Origin of the sequence: Roseateles toxinivorans, assembly GCF_004362525.1 — a bacterium.
In the GTDB taxonomy this organism is placed as follows: Bacteria; Pseudomonadota; Gammaproteobacteria; order Burkholderiales; family Burkholderiaceae_C; genus Paucibacter; species Paucibacter toxinivorans.
Map to the genome: position 1 here is coordinate 132,922 of NZ_SNXS01000001.1, position 15,743 is coordinate 148,664.

The 15,743-nt window shown below is 58.3% G+C and carries 13 protein-coding genes; all 13 read right to left on the reverse strand.

Annotation, left to right across the window (positions count from 1 at the left end):
- Positions 1 to 761 precede the first annotated feature (761 nt).
- The 13 genes from DES47_RS00585 to DES47_RS00640 all read right to left on the reverse strand — a co-directional run bounded on the left by DES47_RS00585 (position 762) and on the right by DES47_RS00640 (position 15,623).
- A complete protein-coding gene (locus DES47_RS00585; protein WP_133698730.1) occupies positions 762 to 2,708 on the reverse strand; it encodes a DUF3732 domain-containing protein in 1,947 nt (648 codons plus the stop codon).
- Positions 2,705 to 3,220, reverse strand: coding sequence for a three component ABC system middle component (locus DES47_RS00590; RefSeq protein WP_133698731.1), 516 nt, complete (start codon positions 3,218 to 3,220; stop codon positions 2,705 to 2,707). Before DES47_RS00590 ends, DES47_RS00585 begins: the two co-directional genes overlap by 4 nt.
- Complete coding sequence (locus DES47_RS00595) at positions 3,217 to 4,431, reverse strand: ABC-three component system protein (protein WP_133698732.1); 1,215 nt, start codon at positions 4,429 to 4,431, stop codon at positions 3,217 to 3,219. Before DES47_RS00595 ends, DES47_RS00590 begins: the two co-directional genes overlap by 4 nt.
- 217 nt (positions 4,432 to 4,648) lie before the next feature.
- Entirely contained in the window at positions 4,649 to 4,939 is a 291-nt protein-coding gene (locus DES47_RS00600) for a hypothetical protein (protein WP_133698733.1), read from the reverse strand.
- Positions 4,940 to 5,647: 708 nt separating this feature from the next.
- Entirely contained in the window at positions 5,648 to 6,631 is a 984-nt protein-coding gene (locus tag DES47_RS00605) for a hypothetical protein (protein ID WP_133698734.1), read from the reverse strand.
- A 428-nt stretch (positions 6,632 to 7,059) separates the two neighbouring features.
- Positions 7,060 to 8,244, reverse strand: a complete 1,185-nt coding sequence (locus DES47_RS00610; RefSeq protein WP_133698735.1) for a site-specific integrase — start codon at positions 8,242 to 8,244, stop codon at positions 7,060 to 7,062.
- 325 nt (positions 8,245 to 8,569) lie between these two features.
- Complete coding sequence (locus DES47_RS00615; RefSeq protein ID WP_133698736.1) at positions 8,570 to 11,515, reverse strand: DNA primase family protein; 2,946 nt, start codon at positions 11,513 to 11,515, stop codon at positions 8,570 to 8,572.
- A gap of 555 nt (positions 11,516 to 12,070) precedes the next feature.
- Positions 12,071 to 12,493 carry an antirestriction protein gene (locus DES47_RS00620; protein WP_133698737.1) on the reverse strand — a complete coding sequence of 141 codons (423 nt, stop codon included), beginning with the start codon at positions 12,491 to 12,493 and terminating at the stop codon, positions 12,071 to 12,073.
- A 172-nt stretch (positions 12,494 to 12,665) separates the two neighbouring features.
- Positions 12,666 to 12,818, reverse strand: coding sequence for a hypothetical protein (locus DES47_RS28585; protein WP_208114874.1), 153 nt, complete (start codon positions 12,816 to 12,818; stop codon positions 12,666 to 12,668).
- A 187-nt stretch (positions 12,819 to 13,005) separates the two neighbouring features.
- Positions 13,006 to 13,485 carry a hypothetical protein gene (locus tag DES47_RS00625; RefSeq protein ID WP_133698738.1) on the reverse strand — a complete coding sequence of 160 codons (480 nt, stop codon included), beginning with the start codon at positions 13,483 to 13,485 and terminating at the stop codon, positions 13,006 to 13,008.
- A gap of 342 nt (positions 13,486 to 13,827) precedes the next feature.
- Entirely contained in the window at positions 13,828 to 14,211 is a 384-nt protein-coding gene (locus DES47_RS00630; RefSeq protein ID WP_133698739.1) for a hypothetical protein, read from the reverse strand.
- Positions 14,212 to 14,334: 123 nt separating this feature from the next.
- Complete coding sequence (locus tag DES47_RS00635; protein WP_133698740.1) at positions 14,335 to 15,174, reverse strand: hypothetical protein; 840 nt, start codon at positions 15,172 to 15,174, stop codon at positions 14,335 to 14,337.
- 35 nt (positions 15,175 to 15,209) lie between these two features.
- Positions 15,210 to 15,623, reverse strand: coding sequence for a hypothetical protein (locus DES47_RS00640; protein WP_133698741.1), 414 nt, complete (start codon positions 15,621 to 15,623; stop codon positions 15,210 to 15,212).
- Between the last annotated feature and the right edge of the window lie 120 nt (positions 15,624 to 15,743).

Below are 15,743 nucleotides of genomic sequence, written 5' to 3' on the forward strand. Positions count from 1 at the left end.
TCGCTCCGTTGCACATGTATGTGTGTATATGTCGACGGTAGGGCGAGCCAAGGCTCTGGTCAAGGAGGGGATGGGGTATAGCGTCTAGAACGGTGAACTAGTTGACGGCCTTGGCGGATCTGGACATCGGTCGCACCACTCAGCTTTGGATTCCGTTGAGTTGAAGGGCTAGCGCAAAACCTGGAACTGTGCCGGGTTCCAACAGCAGAATCTGCGGTGATCGCCCGGGCAGCCGTCGAACTGAAACTAGCCGGGCTTCCTCCAGCCTACGCAGACCGTCATAGCTAGCGTCACGGCTGATGTGCCCGAGCGCAAGCATTCGCCGAGTGAGGTTGACGAGGGGACCGGTGCGCGACGAGCACAGCCGCTGTAGGAGAAGGGCCAAATGCAGAGTCTTTCCACCGGGAAGTGCGGCGGCGGCCTGCAGCCAGTCCAGCCGGACTTGGACAGGCTGGGGGCGTGGTGAAACAGTAGAGGCTGGCAGCATCTGGTGGCTCCGGTCGTCGGTGGATACAACGGGCTGTTGCCTGCCCGGTGTCAAACCGCCAGTGGATACACCCCCATGGGACAAATGACACCGACGAGCAATGCCATCTGGAATTGCAGGCGACCGGACCGGTCGGGGCCCGTAATGGGCCGTGGCTCGCACCGGCCGGTTGCGTGGCAGCTACTGGCGTGCGCGCAGCGCTGCCGTTGTTCAGTGACGACGCCTCGATGCTGGTCGGTGGCCGCCGGCCGGTCAGATGTCCGCGTAGAGACGTTCAGGAAAGGCGCGGCCAATCCTCGGGTACCAACTTGAGCCCATCGCGCCAGCGCTCTCGTAGTGCATTCTGGAAGCGAGCGTCATCGCTAAAGTCCGGGTGATCCGTGATGATCACTTGGAACTTGCCCTCCAGGCCGGCAACCACGTCGAAGATCAGGCCGAAGAGGCGCTTCACGGCCTTGCGATCGGCGTCGATCTTCTCTTGTGTCACGCCTTCGCCCGGCACCGCGTCCGGAGAGAAGTGTGCCTGCGACAGCTGATCCAGTAGTAGGAACGATGGCACTGGCCGTCCACGGCTCGCGAACCATGTATGCAGGGCTAGGTGCGCCACGATGTGATAGCCAACATGGTTCTCGCCGCTGCCGATTTCGCGCATCAGCACCGGCCGTTCCAATGTGTCCGCCACGATGGTCAGGTTACGAGGGTCCAGGCGCAAGGGGGTATCGGAATACTCCAAGTCGATCTGCTTGGCGTAGTTCCAGAGATGCCGGTTGACGTTGGACAAGCAGGACTCCATCTTGGCCTGGATGGTGTCGGCACTGACCGCCTCGTCGAGCAGCCCCTCCTGCTGTCGCAGTTCCTTCAGCCGCTCCTCCTGCTCACGGAGGTCCGGCATTTGCGGGATGTTCTCCATGTACAGACTGATCCGGCCAAGCACCATGGCCCGTCGCGCTTCCATGTCCGAGGCCAGTTGCAGGCGCTGGTTGCCCCGCTTGACCGCTGTGAGCAGGACACGGTTGTCTTCCATGCGGCGCCGCACATCCGAGAGTTTGGTCTCGACATCCTGGATAGCGGTCTCGATGCGTGGGGTCGCCGAATCCATCGCGCCACTGCGCTCGCCGATGTAGTCCTGGGCGGCTCGGAGGTCGCCGATGGACGGAACCTGCGAGGCTTCGGGCAGCCCTTGCAGACACAACGGGCAGGCATGCCCTGGCTTGTCATGCTCGAAGACGCTCACCGCTTGCAGGCGCGCTGTGTGTTCTCGCGCTTCCGCCGAATAGCCCTTGGAACTGCCTTCGAAGCTGCGGGCACGCTCAAGCGTGGACTGCAAGGTGCGCTGCTCCTGAAGGAGTTCGCTGCGCACCGCGGAGAGCCGGCGGAACTCGGTGTCGCCGTCGACCTCTGCCGCCGCCGAAGGCACCGGCCTGTTCTGAATCTCGCGAAGCGTGTCGAGCTTTTCCTGCCAAGATGCGCTGTCAGGGAGCTCGCTCATTCCGACCGATTTGGCTTCGGCCAGCAGCGTGTCCGCGCGGCCCACGCCATCGCCTCGGATTGCGGCGGCTTCCGCAAGCCGGCGGTCGATCTGACGGATCTCGGCGCGAACGCGCTTGAGCTCTTGCTGATTGGCGACGTAGTCGTCGGTGACCGCGCCCAGGAAGTAGGGTAGGGTGTCCTTGATCGCCTGCGCTACGAATCGATCACTGGAACCATGGAACAGGTGCTTGCGCTGTGCGATCTCGTTCTGGGATTGGAAGCAGAAGGTGAGCGCATGGCTGATGGTGGCAGCCAGCGAGTCGCGCGTCTGCCCAAGCGGCGGTTCATGCAGGTAGTCCGACAGGCCGGCCCAGGAGGCCAACAGCGAACGCAGCCCCTCTCGGTTAGTCGTCTGGCGCAGTACTGATGCGGGAGGAATGTCGACCACCGTATCGGCCTGCACATAGACCGCCTCGTTGGACTTCCCGTCGCCCGTCGGCAACTGCCGCGCCACAAAGGCCTGACCGCGAGGTGTCTGCAGCAGCAACGCAAACCAGGCCACATTGCGGCGGACCTTGCCCTCGGGCACGTCGATCTCCTTGGCCCCGAAGCAGTAGTCGATGATGCCCAGGATGGCTGACTTGCCGGTGCGCGAGTCTCCGGAAATGATGTTGACACGGCCCGGTTCGAAAGGCACCACGCGGTGACGTCCGTCGTGGCTGTAGATCACCACGGCGCGAATCTGAATCATGCTTGAACTCCCAATAGCGCCAACACGGTTGGGGGCGCGCCCGCTTTGCACAGCCAACGACCGACGAACACCGCCTGGCGCATGCAGTCCCTGACCTCAGTGCTCGATGCGCCCAGGTAGGTCTTGATCTTCTTGGCGTGCGATTCGCCGGCGGCAATCCAGCGGCCATCCAGCGCGAGCAGCTGGTGCTGCGCGCCGAACAGCAAGGCCTCGCGGACCGTCTGCCGCAACACGACCACGCCCTTGGCGACGGCCGATCGCTCCAGCGGGTGATCGTGCACCCAGGTAGCGAGAGAACTTGTGATCGTGCGGGGCAATTGTTCTCGCGTCTGGCCACGCAGGACCAGGCTCGCGCCCACGAAGGCCAGCTCAAACGGCAGCGCCACCTGGCCTGTGCCGAGTGTTGTTGCCTCGGTGGTGTAGCCGCGCGCGAGATGCCATACCGCGACGGCGCAGAAGGCTGGGTTGAGCAAGTTGCGCTGCTCGATGGTGCGATCCTGCCAAGCTGTCATGCCGTCTTCCCCTGCGCAGCTGCGTCGAGGACGGCTTTTAGCCGGGTCTCAAACTGTGGGTGCCAGCCCACGCGCATGTCCTCTGCAAGCATGTGTAGCGAACCGCGGCAGACCCACGGGACATTGACACCCGAACGGATGGAGATATGGGCGTCTTCTGCCCACTTCAGAAGGGCGCGGCCCGCCTGTGCCATTGCCGCCTCGGTGGCGTCCGGGCCGAGCTCGTCGCAGACCTGGCCGTACTGCAGCTCCCATTCGGCCTGCAGGCGTTTGTCGTACTTGTCCAGGTCGGCATCGAACAATAGGTCGTGGCGGGTCCAGGCAGAGCGTTGTCGGAAGGCCTGCAGATAGCTGGTGATCGCGTTGCGGATGCGCAGCTGGCTGCCGCTGACCAGTTCGACCTGTTTGTAGAAGGGGCGATCAGCGAATTCCGGCAGTTGTTCCAGCGCGACCATCAGCGCGTCGAGGTCTTCATCGATCGGCAGGGCGTCGGGCTTCAGAGATTCCTGGATGTCCGAGATCTGCGCGTCGATCTCGGCGCGAGGAATGCCGCCCTCCGGGTGGACCAGTTCATTCAGCACCCGCTTGAACCACCAACCTTCGAGCATCTGCACCGACAGCGCCTGATGGTTCAGCGAGACGTGGTAGAGCTCGGACTGCAACTGTTCTGTGATCTCGACGGCGTCGGGCTGCGACGGGATAACGTACACCTGCGCCAGCAGAGCTTCGCGCTCAGCCTCCTCCAGTGCGAGGTAGGCCTCGAAAGCCGGCTTGAGCTCGCTGTTGGTGGAACTGGTCGCTGCATGCTTGAGGCGCTTGGCGGCCTCGGCCACGTCGCGGTCGCAGCCTTCGATACTCAGGGCGGCGCATGCGCTTCCGGGCGCAGCAGCAGCGGTGGTGAGCAGGAAGCGCGCCGTGCCAAGCGGAATTTCACCGCTGGCCAGGCCCACCAGCCAGACGCGCAGCGTCTTCCACAGCTCGGCGCTCAGATCGGTCAGGTTTGCAGCCGCCTTAATCGAATGCTTGGCCTGCAGTACCGCCAGCGGCTCTCCGCCGAGTTCGAAACTCACGTCGTCCAGCGTCTCCAGACTGACAACGAAGTCGCTGGTACGGCTGCGCCGGATTGCCCACAGCAGGGCGAGTCGGACCTGGTACAGGTAGCCCACCATCGACGGGGCGGCGCCGAAAGTGGAAATGCTGGGTGGGATCATTGTGGATACTCCCTGTCTTGAACTCGAGTTAGTCCATGCCAAAGCATTGCACGCTGGACTTGCCGAGAAACTCGTAGTGGGTCGCGACCTTCATCCACTGGCCATATTTCGCGCAAGCGCGCCAGACCGGCGGTTGTAAGTCGCGATGTACCCCCCTCAAGCGGACTGAGCTCCGTGACCGCTAGGCACTGCAGCCTCGGGCCTGTTAGAGGTAGGGCTACCAGCCGTGGCGTCGATAGTGGTCCGCATCCTCGATGTAGTCGTGGTGCTCGTGATCGCGATAAAGGCGATAGCAACCGTAGACGGCGAGGAGCATGGCAACGCTGCCCAGGCTCACCTGGAGCCATCGCAGGGCGTCCGGAGGCTGCGTGTCGCCCGGCAGTATCGTGAATACCGTGCCGAGAAAGTAGGCCACGGCCAGCGGTGCTGCAACTGCCACCAAGTAGGCTACGCCGCGCCATTTTCCGTATCGGTGTGCCAGCCGACCGGTGTCGAAAAGCTCTAGCATTTGTTTTGATCTCCCTTGCTTTGCCACGAATGGTAGCAATTCGCACCGGGTATCGAACTTTCCCTGCGCAGGGGCCAGACCATGAGTAGCGACTTGGTCAAGGTCAACTCGGTGGCCAGGCGTGAGCAGTATCCGCAGTCGGTGCCGGAAATGCACCGGGCTGGGATTTGGTTGGCCGAATTTGATGCCCTCCCCGGGCAACTGCCCATGCGCCCATGTCGAGCTGCTGACCTTCGATTGGCTAGTGCCCTTTGGTCGGCGATGAGGCTCTCCATGCGTGCCCAACGCGGCGGAGGTGCCGGGGCAGGACCAGAGATGGACCAGACAAAGGAAAACGCCCCAGCGGCAAAAGCTGCTGGGGCGTTGTCTTTGTTGGCTCCTCGACCTGGGCTCGAACCAGGGACCTACGGATTAACAGTACAGATCACAGTGGCATTTTGTGTCGCGTAAGTTGAAGATTCATAACGAGTTTTTCCTATGGCGTTCCTGGCCGATGGCGTTTGCCGACCTAAACCCGAACCCACCATAGATGCCGGGCGCCAAAGTCTTCCAAAAATTCGATGCAAATCAACGGCTTGGCTGCAATTATGCCGATCGAAAACCGACAACGGTGGTGCTCGGCTGGCTTCGGACGGTGTGATGCGGCAGCAGATCTAGACCGGCCGGCGCCGCGATTAACGAATCGTGATTCTCCAGGTATGAGTGAACCTAGTAAGGTCGAATTGATCCGATGGGCGTGCAATTAAGAGTTTGATTGTTTGGGTATTCTATATTTGTGCAATTACTATTAGTGGTAATTTGGCCTTGACATCCATAGTACCCCCAGGCGCCTCCAGGGTTCCAACCTTGAGTTCCGATAGGGCATTGATATACGACAACCGGTTTGGCGCCAGTAAGAGTCTGTAATGCAGTTTTGGCGAGTGATAAGTCGGCGGCTACGGATGTAATCCGCTTGTCGATATCTGTCGCCATGTCAATGCTTTGGCGTTCGTCCCTCGGCCACAGGACCGCATAGTTGCCTTGATTCGTCAGGACAGTAACAGTTGCCTCGTCAAAAAGCTTTGCTCCAGTCGGTTTGTTTGTCGCTTGCCTAGTGCAACTGAAACTCTGAGTAGCCTTGATTGTGGCGCTAACAGCTTGGTCAAATGTCTTTGTGTGACCTTTTATTTGTCCGGTACATTTCACGTTACCTGTTGTTTGAATTCCCTGTAATTCAAACGTTGTAGTCACCGAAGAACGCATATAGAACGACATAGCTTCGACATTAGTGACAATATGTGTTAGCTGTACCCCGCTTGACTGCAGACGAAGGCACTGATCAATGGTGTCGAGCGCCTTGATTGATATGGTTTCCTTATATGAATCATTGTTGGAACTGGCAGTTGAGTAGGACGCATAACTTTTGCAGAAATTGGTAAATGCGTCATCACTGCTTCCATATGAGCCAGTGAATTTTATTGGAATGGCTTTGACGACTGCATCTAGCCCAATGCCCGCACTACTTGATTTTTTGCTTCCATCTTGTTGGCAGTGTTGACTAAAAACAGAGTTTAGAAAATTGCTGGATGAGGAGTCAATAGAATATTCTTTTAAGGTCTTTGCGATATCGGGGCATTGGAGATTTTGTGCCAATGCAATATTTGCAGAGACGAAAGCAATTGTCGAGACGATTGCATACTTCGTTATGTTCATGTGATTCTCCCTGTTCGATTGATGACGCTTTAAATAAGCATAGTGATCGACCCATGAGGATGAAATCACTGTATTCACCTGGGTTCTGGCATTGGAGAAATGTATACTCTATTTTGAGTATCCTGACTGCACTAGTCAGCGTTGCATGCCAATTTAAGGTGGATGAATTGTATTTTTCAATTTTTGATCTGCTGTCGATTTAATACTTCGCTATCGAATTTGTCAACGACGATTTCATGCCTACGTAGTTAGAGTTGTGGATGCGGAGCCCTTCTGCAAACATTGAGACTGTGTGGACACTAGATCAAAAACGCCCCATAGCGCTCGCGCCGGGCCGCCGAAGGGGGTAGCCAGCCCCGGCCCGCGTTTGGCCTCTGGTGGGCCAATTCACGCGAAGCCGGAGCCGTCTCGGCGAGACCTGACCCCCCCTACACCTTCGCCGCCGCAACAGACTGGCGCGGGACGAGCACCGACGCCATACTCGCCGCACTTTGCATAGCCTTGCTGGATAGATGCGAGTACCGCTGAGTGACCTTCGGATCAGAATGGCCCAAGATGACCTGGACGGAGAACAACGATTCCCCCGCCGACACCAAGAGAGACGCAAAGGCATGGCGCAAGTCGTGAATGCGCAAATGCTTCAAGTCCGCCTTGGTGCGAAGACGCGCCCACACTTTCATGATCGTCGTATAGGGAAGGCGGGTCTGGCGATTGATGAATAGGTGGTCAAACTCGCCCTCCGTGTCGAGCTGATCAAGCACATGCAGCGCGCTGTCGTTCAAGGGTACCGAGCGCATACGCTTTGACTTCGAGTTGATGGCCAGAATGCGCCACACCCGATTTGCACGATCCACCTGACGCCACTCGGCCTGTAGAGCTTCGTTGAGGCGACAGCCGGTGCTGAGCAAGAACATAGCGATATTGCAGACCGTGCGGTTGTCATCGTTGCGCAGTACAGTAAGTAGGCGTTGCAGTTCCTCCTCGGTCATATAGTTCTCCATCTGATTATTTGCGTGGAACAGCTCGATCCCGCTGATCGGGTTCTTTTCGATCTGTCCCCAGCTAACAGCTAAATTCAACGCACGACGCAAGACCTTGATGTGATGGTCTGCGGTCGCCTTGCTCAAGCCGCTGTTGGCCAGGCCGGCATGGAACACCTGCACCTTCTGACGGGACAGTTGGTTCAGGCGTAGCGTGCCGAAGGCGGCATCGATGCGCAGGCGGTATAGCTCTTCGTCGCGCTTCCAGGAACGCTTGTGGCTCTTGGCATGGGGCAAGTACTGCTCCTTGAAGAACGAGGCCAATGTCGGGACCTCCTTCTGCGCCTTCGCCTCGGCCGCCGGGTTGGCACCAAGGGCAATTTCTGCCTTCAGTTTCTTGGCCTCTTTGCGGGCGTCGGCAAGACTAATTTCACCGGTCTTGCCGATGCGCTGGTGACAGGTCTTGCTGGTGGTGTCTTTGTAGCGCAGATAGAAGGTGCCGCGACCTTGCGACGCGGGGCTTACCAGGACGTACAGGCCAGGGATTTCCTTGTCGCAGTATTCGACTCGCTTGTCACAGGGGCAAGTCAGATTCGCATTGATGAAGCTTTGGGTGAGTTGAACGGTGGGCATATAGGGTCCTAAATTGAAGTTGATTGGAGGGGTTGCGGCCTTGGGCGCACATGCGGCGCGGTGGAAAGTGGCTTGGCGTACCGACAGCGAGAACGCCAAGGGCTTGGGGGCTTCAGCTGAGTCGCTGAAGTGGAGAAAGTGGGGATCTACTGCCGTGACCGGAACTCAACGGCGGCCGGAGCTAGTGCCGGTGCATGTGTGAAGTTCATTCAGTCTTCCGCTGGGGGCGAGGGCCACCCCCGTCTGAAAACCCACTTCTCCCACTTCGAAGAAACCGGGGTGGCGATAGGGCTCCGGCTCCTGTGGTGTTGGTTCAGACGTTTGGTTACTGCTTTGTGCCGCGTGGGGTGGCTTGCTTCAGACGTAGACCACGAAAGATCTCGTAGCCGTCCAGCGAGGCCAGGGTGATGCCCAGGCCTACGTTGTGTTCGAGCAGCTCCTTGACTCGGCTCTTGGCGAAGGGCTTGCGGCCGGCCTCACCGCACCAGTTCTTGTATTCGGCGTAAAGCTCAGAGCGGCGCATCTGGAAGCCCGGGTCGAGTTCACAGCCCTCGACGATGAATTCCTCCAGCGAGCTATTGCTGCGGCGCCACTTGAGCATCAGCCGCTCGTGGACCGCCGAGGCAGAGAACGCGCCGTTGCGCAGCAGGCGTGCCGCCCCATCCAAGGCCCACTGCGCGATGCCCGGCAACTCGTTCTCGATGATGCGATTGGCCAGATTCGGGTCAAGCGGCAGGCCAGAGCGTAGGCGGCTGTTGGGGAACTCAACGACTAGCCACCGGGCGAAGAACGCTTCGCTTTGATCGCGGGAGTTGATCAGGTGGTTGGAGGTGAAGATGTGCGCAGCTTCATTCTTGAAAGAGATGGGGCGATGTGTCGGATTGCGACCCGTGACGAGGTCGCCGCCGAGCACGGACTTGAAGATCGCCGCCGGGATGGGCTCGTTGTCGGGCAACTCGCCGACGACGTTCAGGCGCACACCCGCCAACGACACCAGGTGATATTCGCGGTGCCAGTTGAAAGGTGAAACAGCGGTGACGAACTCGGGCGGGACCAAGCTTCGAAGGATGGACTCCAGCGTGCCCTTACCGGCGCGGCCGAAGGGGTCGTAGAAGAGCGCTGCCTTTTGGTAGCGATGCGAGACGCCCAGCATCACCGCCCCAGCGATTTCTTGGACCAGCGCAATCTGCTGGGCTTCCTCGCCCTCAGTGGCCGACTTGAATGTCTCGTGAAGGAATACGTCGAACAGCGGTGTCGGCTGCTGCGCGGGCGTGAAAGGCAGGCTGACGCGTTGGCGGTGCGCAGGCGTGAGCGGCTCGATCACAGGTTTGTCGCCAACCATGCGGTAGAAGCTGCCGTCGCACGCCAGGCCGACCGGCGCATCAGCGAAGAAGCGCTCACTGCCGACGATGGAAACGGAATGCAGCGCGATCGCGGCGTAGTCGGCGCGACGCTTGCAATTGTCGTTGCCGTCATGGGCCTCGGCGACGGACTGCTCCAGCGCACCTTGCTCCTTGCGCACCCAGATGTTTGAAACAGGATTGACCACGTAGAGGCTGCCCTCGTGGCCCACGGGTGCCCATTGGCCAACGGTAAGGTCCTTGATGATGGCTTTGGCGTAGCCGTGGTGCGTCGGCGCGGTTGCGCCTTGGCTCAAGGACGCCTTCATGGACATGTCGATCGCGCCCAGCGCCACCTGTTTGTTTGCCATCTTCAGCTGCGCGCGCACGCGCTGATACTCCGCCGCGCTCGCGCTAAATATCTGAGCGAGTGCGGTAGCGTTTTCGTCTTCGAGGGGCGCGCAGAAATCGCCTTCCTTGACCTTGAGGAGCAGCGCCTGCACGGTTTGGCGCGCCTTCTGCAATTGCAGGGCTTGGTCATCAGCGAGAACGGGAGCGTTCAGGTCCGCACCCATGTCTACCCAGCCTGCCTGCTTGGCATCAAAGAAGATAGTGCCAAGCGTTGCGGGTTTGCCGCTGTAGCTGCCGGTCTTAAAGCGAGCCCATTCGGTGGCAAACGCGCTCTCGCCCGTGATGCCATTGCTCGCGCCGGGCGCAGTCCAAGCGGCTGCGGGCTTGCCTTGCAATTCGCCGCTGCTCCAGCGTTTGGCAAGGTCTTCAAGGACCGAGGCCATGGCGGGGTGTTCGCGGGCGGCGTTGGCCATTGGCGCCAGGCGCTTCAGCTTCCATGTGGCTTCGTCGCAGGCCGGATCCAGATGCATCAGTGCCGATTCGAGCTTGGGCAAGCTCAGCGGGCCATAGTTAGCTAGCGCCGGAGAAGGCGAGACCGGCGTTGGTGGGGTAGTCGTGCTGATCGTGCTGACGCACAGTTCTTGATAGGCGGTGTTGATGGCTTCCAAGAAATGATCGCGGGCGAGGCAGGGTTCGGCCTTGACCAAGGTGACAGCGCGGCCCGGTTGGGTCTTGTGGTTTTGCGTGCCAGGAATGCGCAAGACGCTGGAGATGTCAGCGGTGCGGCTCGGGTCGGCCAGCAGTCCGTGATGTTTGGCGAGCGCTTTCAGCTTGAGTGCGAAGGCCGTCCACTCCGCCGCCGAAACAGGGTTGTCGAGAGCCCAGTAGATATGCAGGCCATAGCCGCTTTCGACGTCATGGGTGGAAGCAGGCAGGCCGGTCGCAGCGCAGAAGTCCGCGAGCGCACGCTTTGCCACATTGATGGATGCATAACCCTTGCCAGAAGCGGCCTTGTCCTCCCCGCAGTCGAGGTCCAGCCAGAACGCATTGGTTTGGACGGCGTTTTCGGCTTTGCGGTTTTCGGGCGACTTGAACTCAGCACAGGCGAAGTAGGCATCCGCCCCGGCGGCCGAGTACTTGCCGGCCGCATCAATGGCAAATGCGACGTTGGGGACAGCAATGTTCTTGAACTGGGGGACGCCTCCGCGATCCAGCACACCGATGTGATGGTTAAGGGTAGAGGTGGGCCACAGCGCTCCAAGCAGCAGCTCGGCGGGAAGGCCATTGGGCTCCGCCGCCTGGGCCACGCAAACTTGCTGCGACGGCACGGGGAGCGGTGTGTCCTCCAGCGCGGCGGCCTCCCCCTGGCCGAAAACATCACTTTTACCACTCGGAGGCTGTTCGAGAGGGGATGCGGCATCCGGAGCGTAGGGCTGGACTGTGCCTGTCGGCTTCGGCAGCTCCCAGTAATCGTCGATGGCGTGCTGATTTTTGGGAGGCTGAGTGGCGGTATTGCCAATCTCAATCGAATAATATGCTGCCGAAGAAATATCGGCAGTTTCGACTTGCGTAACATTCATAAATACTATCCTTGCATAAGTGGTTTCCTAGGGCCGGTTTAAGCGCCGGGCGCTGGTCTGCACTTGCAGGAGTCGTATCTAAAGTCCGCTCTCGAACCGGTTGGCGATGCGCTTGCTGCCACACGGTTGCCGCCAATGTATCGTGACGAAATGAGGAGGTCAATAGTTTCTCGAATGATTGGTGGAAAAACTATTTCAATCTGCCGGCTGCGAGATATTTATAAGGCTAAGGTTCGTTCGCTAGGGTAGATCGATTTATATTGATTTATATGTGTTTGACAGGATCAATGACCTTCACCTGGTGAAACGAGATAAAACTTATCCGCGTTCATATTCAAGCTGAAGATGCATTCATGAGGTGGCTTGAGTAGTCCTGCTGAACGAGCTTCGGCTGGGAATGCTTTGACGACCTTCTTTGTGTACGTTCGGTAGGGTCGGCAGGGGCTCCGCCGCGATGACCGAACGGTCGGAAGTGGGAAAAGTGGGGAACGCGCGCCGAGGGAGGGCGCGCTTCGGGCCGCCGCCCCGAGATGACACCCGTTGGCCGGGCCTCCGTTAGTCAATTGCGGCCAAGATGCTCGTGGCCTCGATATGGTTCAAGGCCAACATCCGCAGCAAATGGAAGTGCTCGGCACAAACTTCAGCGAACGCATCCTCACGAAACGCCAGCAGGCTGTATGCGTACAGGCAGACCGTAATGCCGAACGCATCGGCGGACATGGAGCCATCGAAGCCGTTTTCTGACAAGACACTGAACTTGGTGTCCCGCGCCGGTGCCATGTAGAAGCCGCCATTGCTCAGAGCATGGAAGTGCCAGAAGCCGCCGTCATAGTCGGGAGACAGCTGACCGGCCAGGCCGAAGATCGTCGGTTCAAGCCGCATGGGGAAGTGAATGCCGAACAGGTCGGCGGTGTGCTTGACGCGCAGTTGATCGCTCAGGCGCTCGCAGTAGATGACAGAGGTTGATGTGGTCGTCATGGTGTTCCTTGAAGTGAAGGGAAAAAAGAGGCGCGCCCACGACCGCGCCCTCCTTCTCCCCAAACTCCAGACGCACGTATGCCTCCGCAGGATGCGGATCAGACTGAATGCGATGGGGCGAGGGGAGAAGGAGGGCGCGAAGCGGGAGAGGGGTGTTGGCGGGCTGAGTAGCTCAGTGCCAAGAAGGATCGAAGCTGTCGCCGTCCATGCCGTCCATGCCGTCCATGCCGGCCATCAATGTCGCCTCGTTGGCGATCGTCAATGGCAGCAGGTCAGCGGGCAGGTCAAGGTCGAGAACAAAAGCCAAGCGGTCTTGGAAAGTCATGGTGAAAATCCTTTCAGGGAAGTTTTGAAGAAGAGAAGAGGGCGCCATTGCGGCGCCGGAACGGTTTGGGTCGGTATCAGGTCGGTATTGGCGAAAGGCGCCAAGCTGGGCGCAAAAACTCCTTGCGCGTCAAAGCACTACGGCAAGAAATTTCAAGGCACCTGCGGACTACTACTCCAGCGCACAGCTATTGCTTCTTGGTCACGGTCAGTGTCTTGCGCTTGCCCCTTCCGCCGGTCTTGCCGCCATCAGGCCGGGCGTCTTCGCCCAGTGACACCGGCGAGGCCATCAGGGCTTGCACCTCGGCCACGAAGGCGCCGATTTCGCCCAGCTCGTGACAACGCGGGTTGTCTTCCATCGGCCGGATGACGCCCAAGCCCTTCAACACAGCCACCAAGAAGCCGCCCGTGTTGACCGAGCGACCCTCGAACAGCGGCTGCAACGTCGAAAAGGTCAGCGGCGTGGCCGGCGGCAGCAAATCCAGGATCAAAGCGAACCTGACCCACTCCTGGCTGAAGAAGCCGCTGCCGGTGTTGGACACCAGCCTGACCAAGACGTCGGAATCAAGAGTGCAGGCGATCTGGTAGCCCAGGGTGGAGCGGCCAGACAGGGACGGACTGGTGCCAACTTTCAAAACACGAAACTGCGGGTGTTCATTTTCAGACATAGGTATTCCTTTGGTTGATATTGGGGTACGAAGGTAAATAGCCCTTCATATAAGATGCCAAAAATCCCGCAATGGGTTTACTGTAAAACTCTGAGAACTCGCGCCGGATGAGTCCGAATAATTTGCAGAAGCGCGAGGCACTCCGCCAGTTCACGAGACATGCCACCATCGAATTCCATGATGGCGGCACGCTCTTCCCAGGCTTCCCGTAAATCCGTATCCAAGACCGATATGAAGGACTGGACGATTTCGTTTGTGCTGTTCAATAGGCCTCCGAATATGCTGCAGGCAAAAAAATAGCCACCGTGAGGGTGGCTTGGGTTGGTGGATAAAGTATCGGCCTCATGGATCAAGTTCCTCCATAGGTACGGAATACTGGGTGCATAGATCAGATAAAGCAGGGTCCTTCAAGTCGTGGGTGGGGATAAAAATGACTAGGCCGAAACCGTCGTCGCCAAGAACGTAAACAATCTCATGCCAACACTCATGGGTGACAAAGGACTCCCAGGGTCTGGATTCGTAGTCCATAGGAAATCCCAACTCCTTTGAGACTGAAGCCAGGCTGTCGCCCGGATCGACCACCAGGAAATTGACGAGTTCTGAAATATCGTAGTCTGAATACTCGGCAAGCTCTGCCATCCTTTCTGAGATGAGTTTGTGAAGTTCGGGGTGAGGGCATGTTTCTAGAAATACTGTGATCGACTCTGCATTGCGCAGGCATTGCATAGAAGGACTCCTTTTGCATTTGCGAAAACAAAAAGCCCGCCGAGGATTTCTCCAGGGCGGGCTCGGATGGCGGCGGGACTTTAGATCGGTATCACGTTAGCTTCAAATAGGCGCAAGCAGGTGTTAGAATTTTCTCTTAGCGTCTTCGGCCTCTGCCGCTTTAAGCTTTCTTCTAATATTTTCTGCTGAAAATAACGAAAGCGACCCTTGGTCGATGGTTTCAGAGATGGAGTTTAGTTGGAGCCAAGCTCCCGAGGCGTCTTCCCAAGTGACGCGGTTGTTCGAAAATGCGGCACCGAAACCGTTGGTTACCGCAACTTTCTCGCTTCGGGTTGGAGTGCCAAATTTCTCAGTGAATCCCTTCACCAGGATTTCATGGCTATGAATATTGCTTTCCCCAGAATGCTTCTTTCCTGTGAAACAGATAAATGCCGCAACTCGACCTCGCTCATATTGCACTCCACATGGCATTTGAAACCCGCCGATTTCAAATCTATATAGCATCGAATCGCCGTTCTTTCCGAGGTTGGCCCGCGCCTGTGCGAGCACATCTCGCTCCGTACTAACTCCGGGACGTATTCCTAAAATATCAAATCGAGACGGAGGGCCTACCGGTTCATTTTCCGCCGCCTTCGTCTCTTTCAACGAGTCAGTCTGCATTTGACTGGCAACGGCATCTCCAGCGCGGGTGTCATTCATTGCCGGAATACTCCTGACTTTCCCGAGCGCCGTGCATTGACTGATTTTTCGATCTCGCAGTATTTGCTCAATCTGAATCGAGGTATTAGCCTTGATGGCCGGATTGTTGTAAGCATTGCATAATTCGGAGTCTCTTTTTGTCTCCAGCAACGCGAATCGCAACTTATCCGGTAGCGCTTCCAAGTCTTTCGCTTCCCCCTGAGACGTCGCACATCCACTGAGGGCGGCCGAAATCACGAACAGGACAATCGATATTTTCTTCATAGATCCTCCGGGTGAATATTTGTGGTTGAGGTGATTCAGGAAATTGCCCAGGCGTAGAGCAACCAGATTGCGATGCCGAAGAACACAACGTTTATCAAGACGATGAAAAGAAACCGGAGCTGCAGCATGAGAAATGCGAGCACCTCGCGGCCGATAGTCCGGAAAAACATCTTCAGTCCGGTGGCCGTTTCTTGGTACGCCCCGCGCCCCCCGCCGGTGAGGTACTCCACCCGCTTCATCGCGGCTTCGTATTCGGGGCTGCCCTCTGGATGGCGCTCGATGACTTTGAAGAGCTTGTCGATTTCAGCGCTGTCGCGCTCGAACTGAGCCTGCCGCTCTTGGATCTCGTCGATCTCGTCGCGCAGGGCTGCACCCCTATTCACGGCGCGATACACATCCCGTGATCGCTGGTGGTCGCTTTTGCCGCCCTTGGTGAACTTGGAACTCATTGGCCTCCCTGCCGGTTTGGTGTTGGATAGCTTTGTGGATTTGGTTTGGAAGATTTCCTCCTGTGCCGGACGATGAAGAATCGGCAATGGCCGGAGCCAAGCCGGGTGAAGAGATGAAAG

Excerpts from the sequence above, each read along its gene's own strand:
- DES47_RS00585 (WP_133698730.1), bottom strand. The coding sequence starts at position 2,708 with ATGATTCAGATTCGCGCCGTGGTGATCTACAGCCACGACGGACGTCAC.
- DES47_RS00590 (WP_133698731.1), bottom strand. The coding sequence starts at position 3,220 with ATGACAGCTTGGCAGGATCGCACCATCGAGCAGCGCAACTTGCTCAAC.
- DES47_RS00595 (WP_133698732.1), bottom strand. The coding sequence starts at position 4,431 with ATGATCCCACCCAGCATTTCCACTTTCGGCGCCGCCCCGTCGATGGTG.
- DES47_RS00600 (WP_133698733.1), bottom strand. The coding sequence starts at position 4,939 with ATGCTAGAGCTTTTCGACACCGGTCGGCTGGCACACCGATACGGAAAA.
- DES47_RS00605 (WP_133698734.1), bottom strand. The coding sequence starts at position 6,631 with ATGAACATAACGAAGTATGCAATCGTCTCGACAATTGCTTTCGTCTCT.
- DES47_RS00610 (WP_133698735.1), bottom strand. The coding sequence starts at position 8,244 with ATGCCCACCGTTCAACTCACCCAAAGCTTCATCAATGCGAATCTGACT.
- DES47_RS00615 (WP_133698736.1), bottom strand. The coding sequence starts at position 11,515 with ATGAATGTTACGCAAGTCGAAACTGCCGATATTTCTTCGGCAGCATAT.
- DES47_RS00620 (WP_133698737.1), bottom strand. The coding sequence starts at position 12,493 with ATGACGACCACATCAACCTCTGTCATCTACTGCGAGCGCCTGAGCGAT.
- DES47_RS28585 (WP_208114874.1), bottom strand. The coding sequence starts at position 12,818 with ATGACTTTCCAAGACCGCTTGGCTTTTGTTCTCGACCTTGACCTGCCC.
- DES47_RS00625 (WP_133698738.1), bottom strand. The coding sequence starts at position 13,485 with ATGTCTGAAAATGAACACCCGCAGTTTCGTGTTTTGAAAGTTGGCACC.
- DES47_RS00630 (WP_133698739.1), bottom strand. The coding sequence starts at position 14,211 with ATGCAATGCCTGCGCAATGCAGAGTCGATCACAGTATTTCTAGAAACA.
- DES47_RS00635 (WP_133698740.1), bottom strand. The coding sequence starts at position 15,174 with ATGAAGAAAATATCGATTGTCCTGTTCGTGATTTCGGCCGCCCTCAGT.
- DES47_RS00640 (WP_133698741.1), bottom strand. The coding sequence starts at position 15,623 with ATGAGTTCCAAGTTCACCAAGGGCGGCAAAAGCGACCACCAGCGATCA.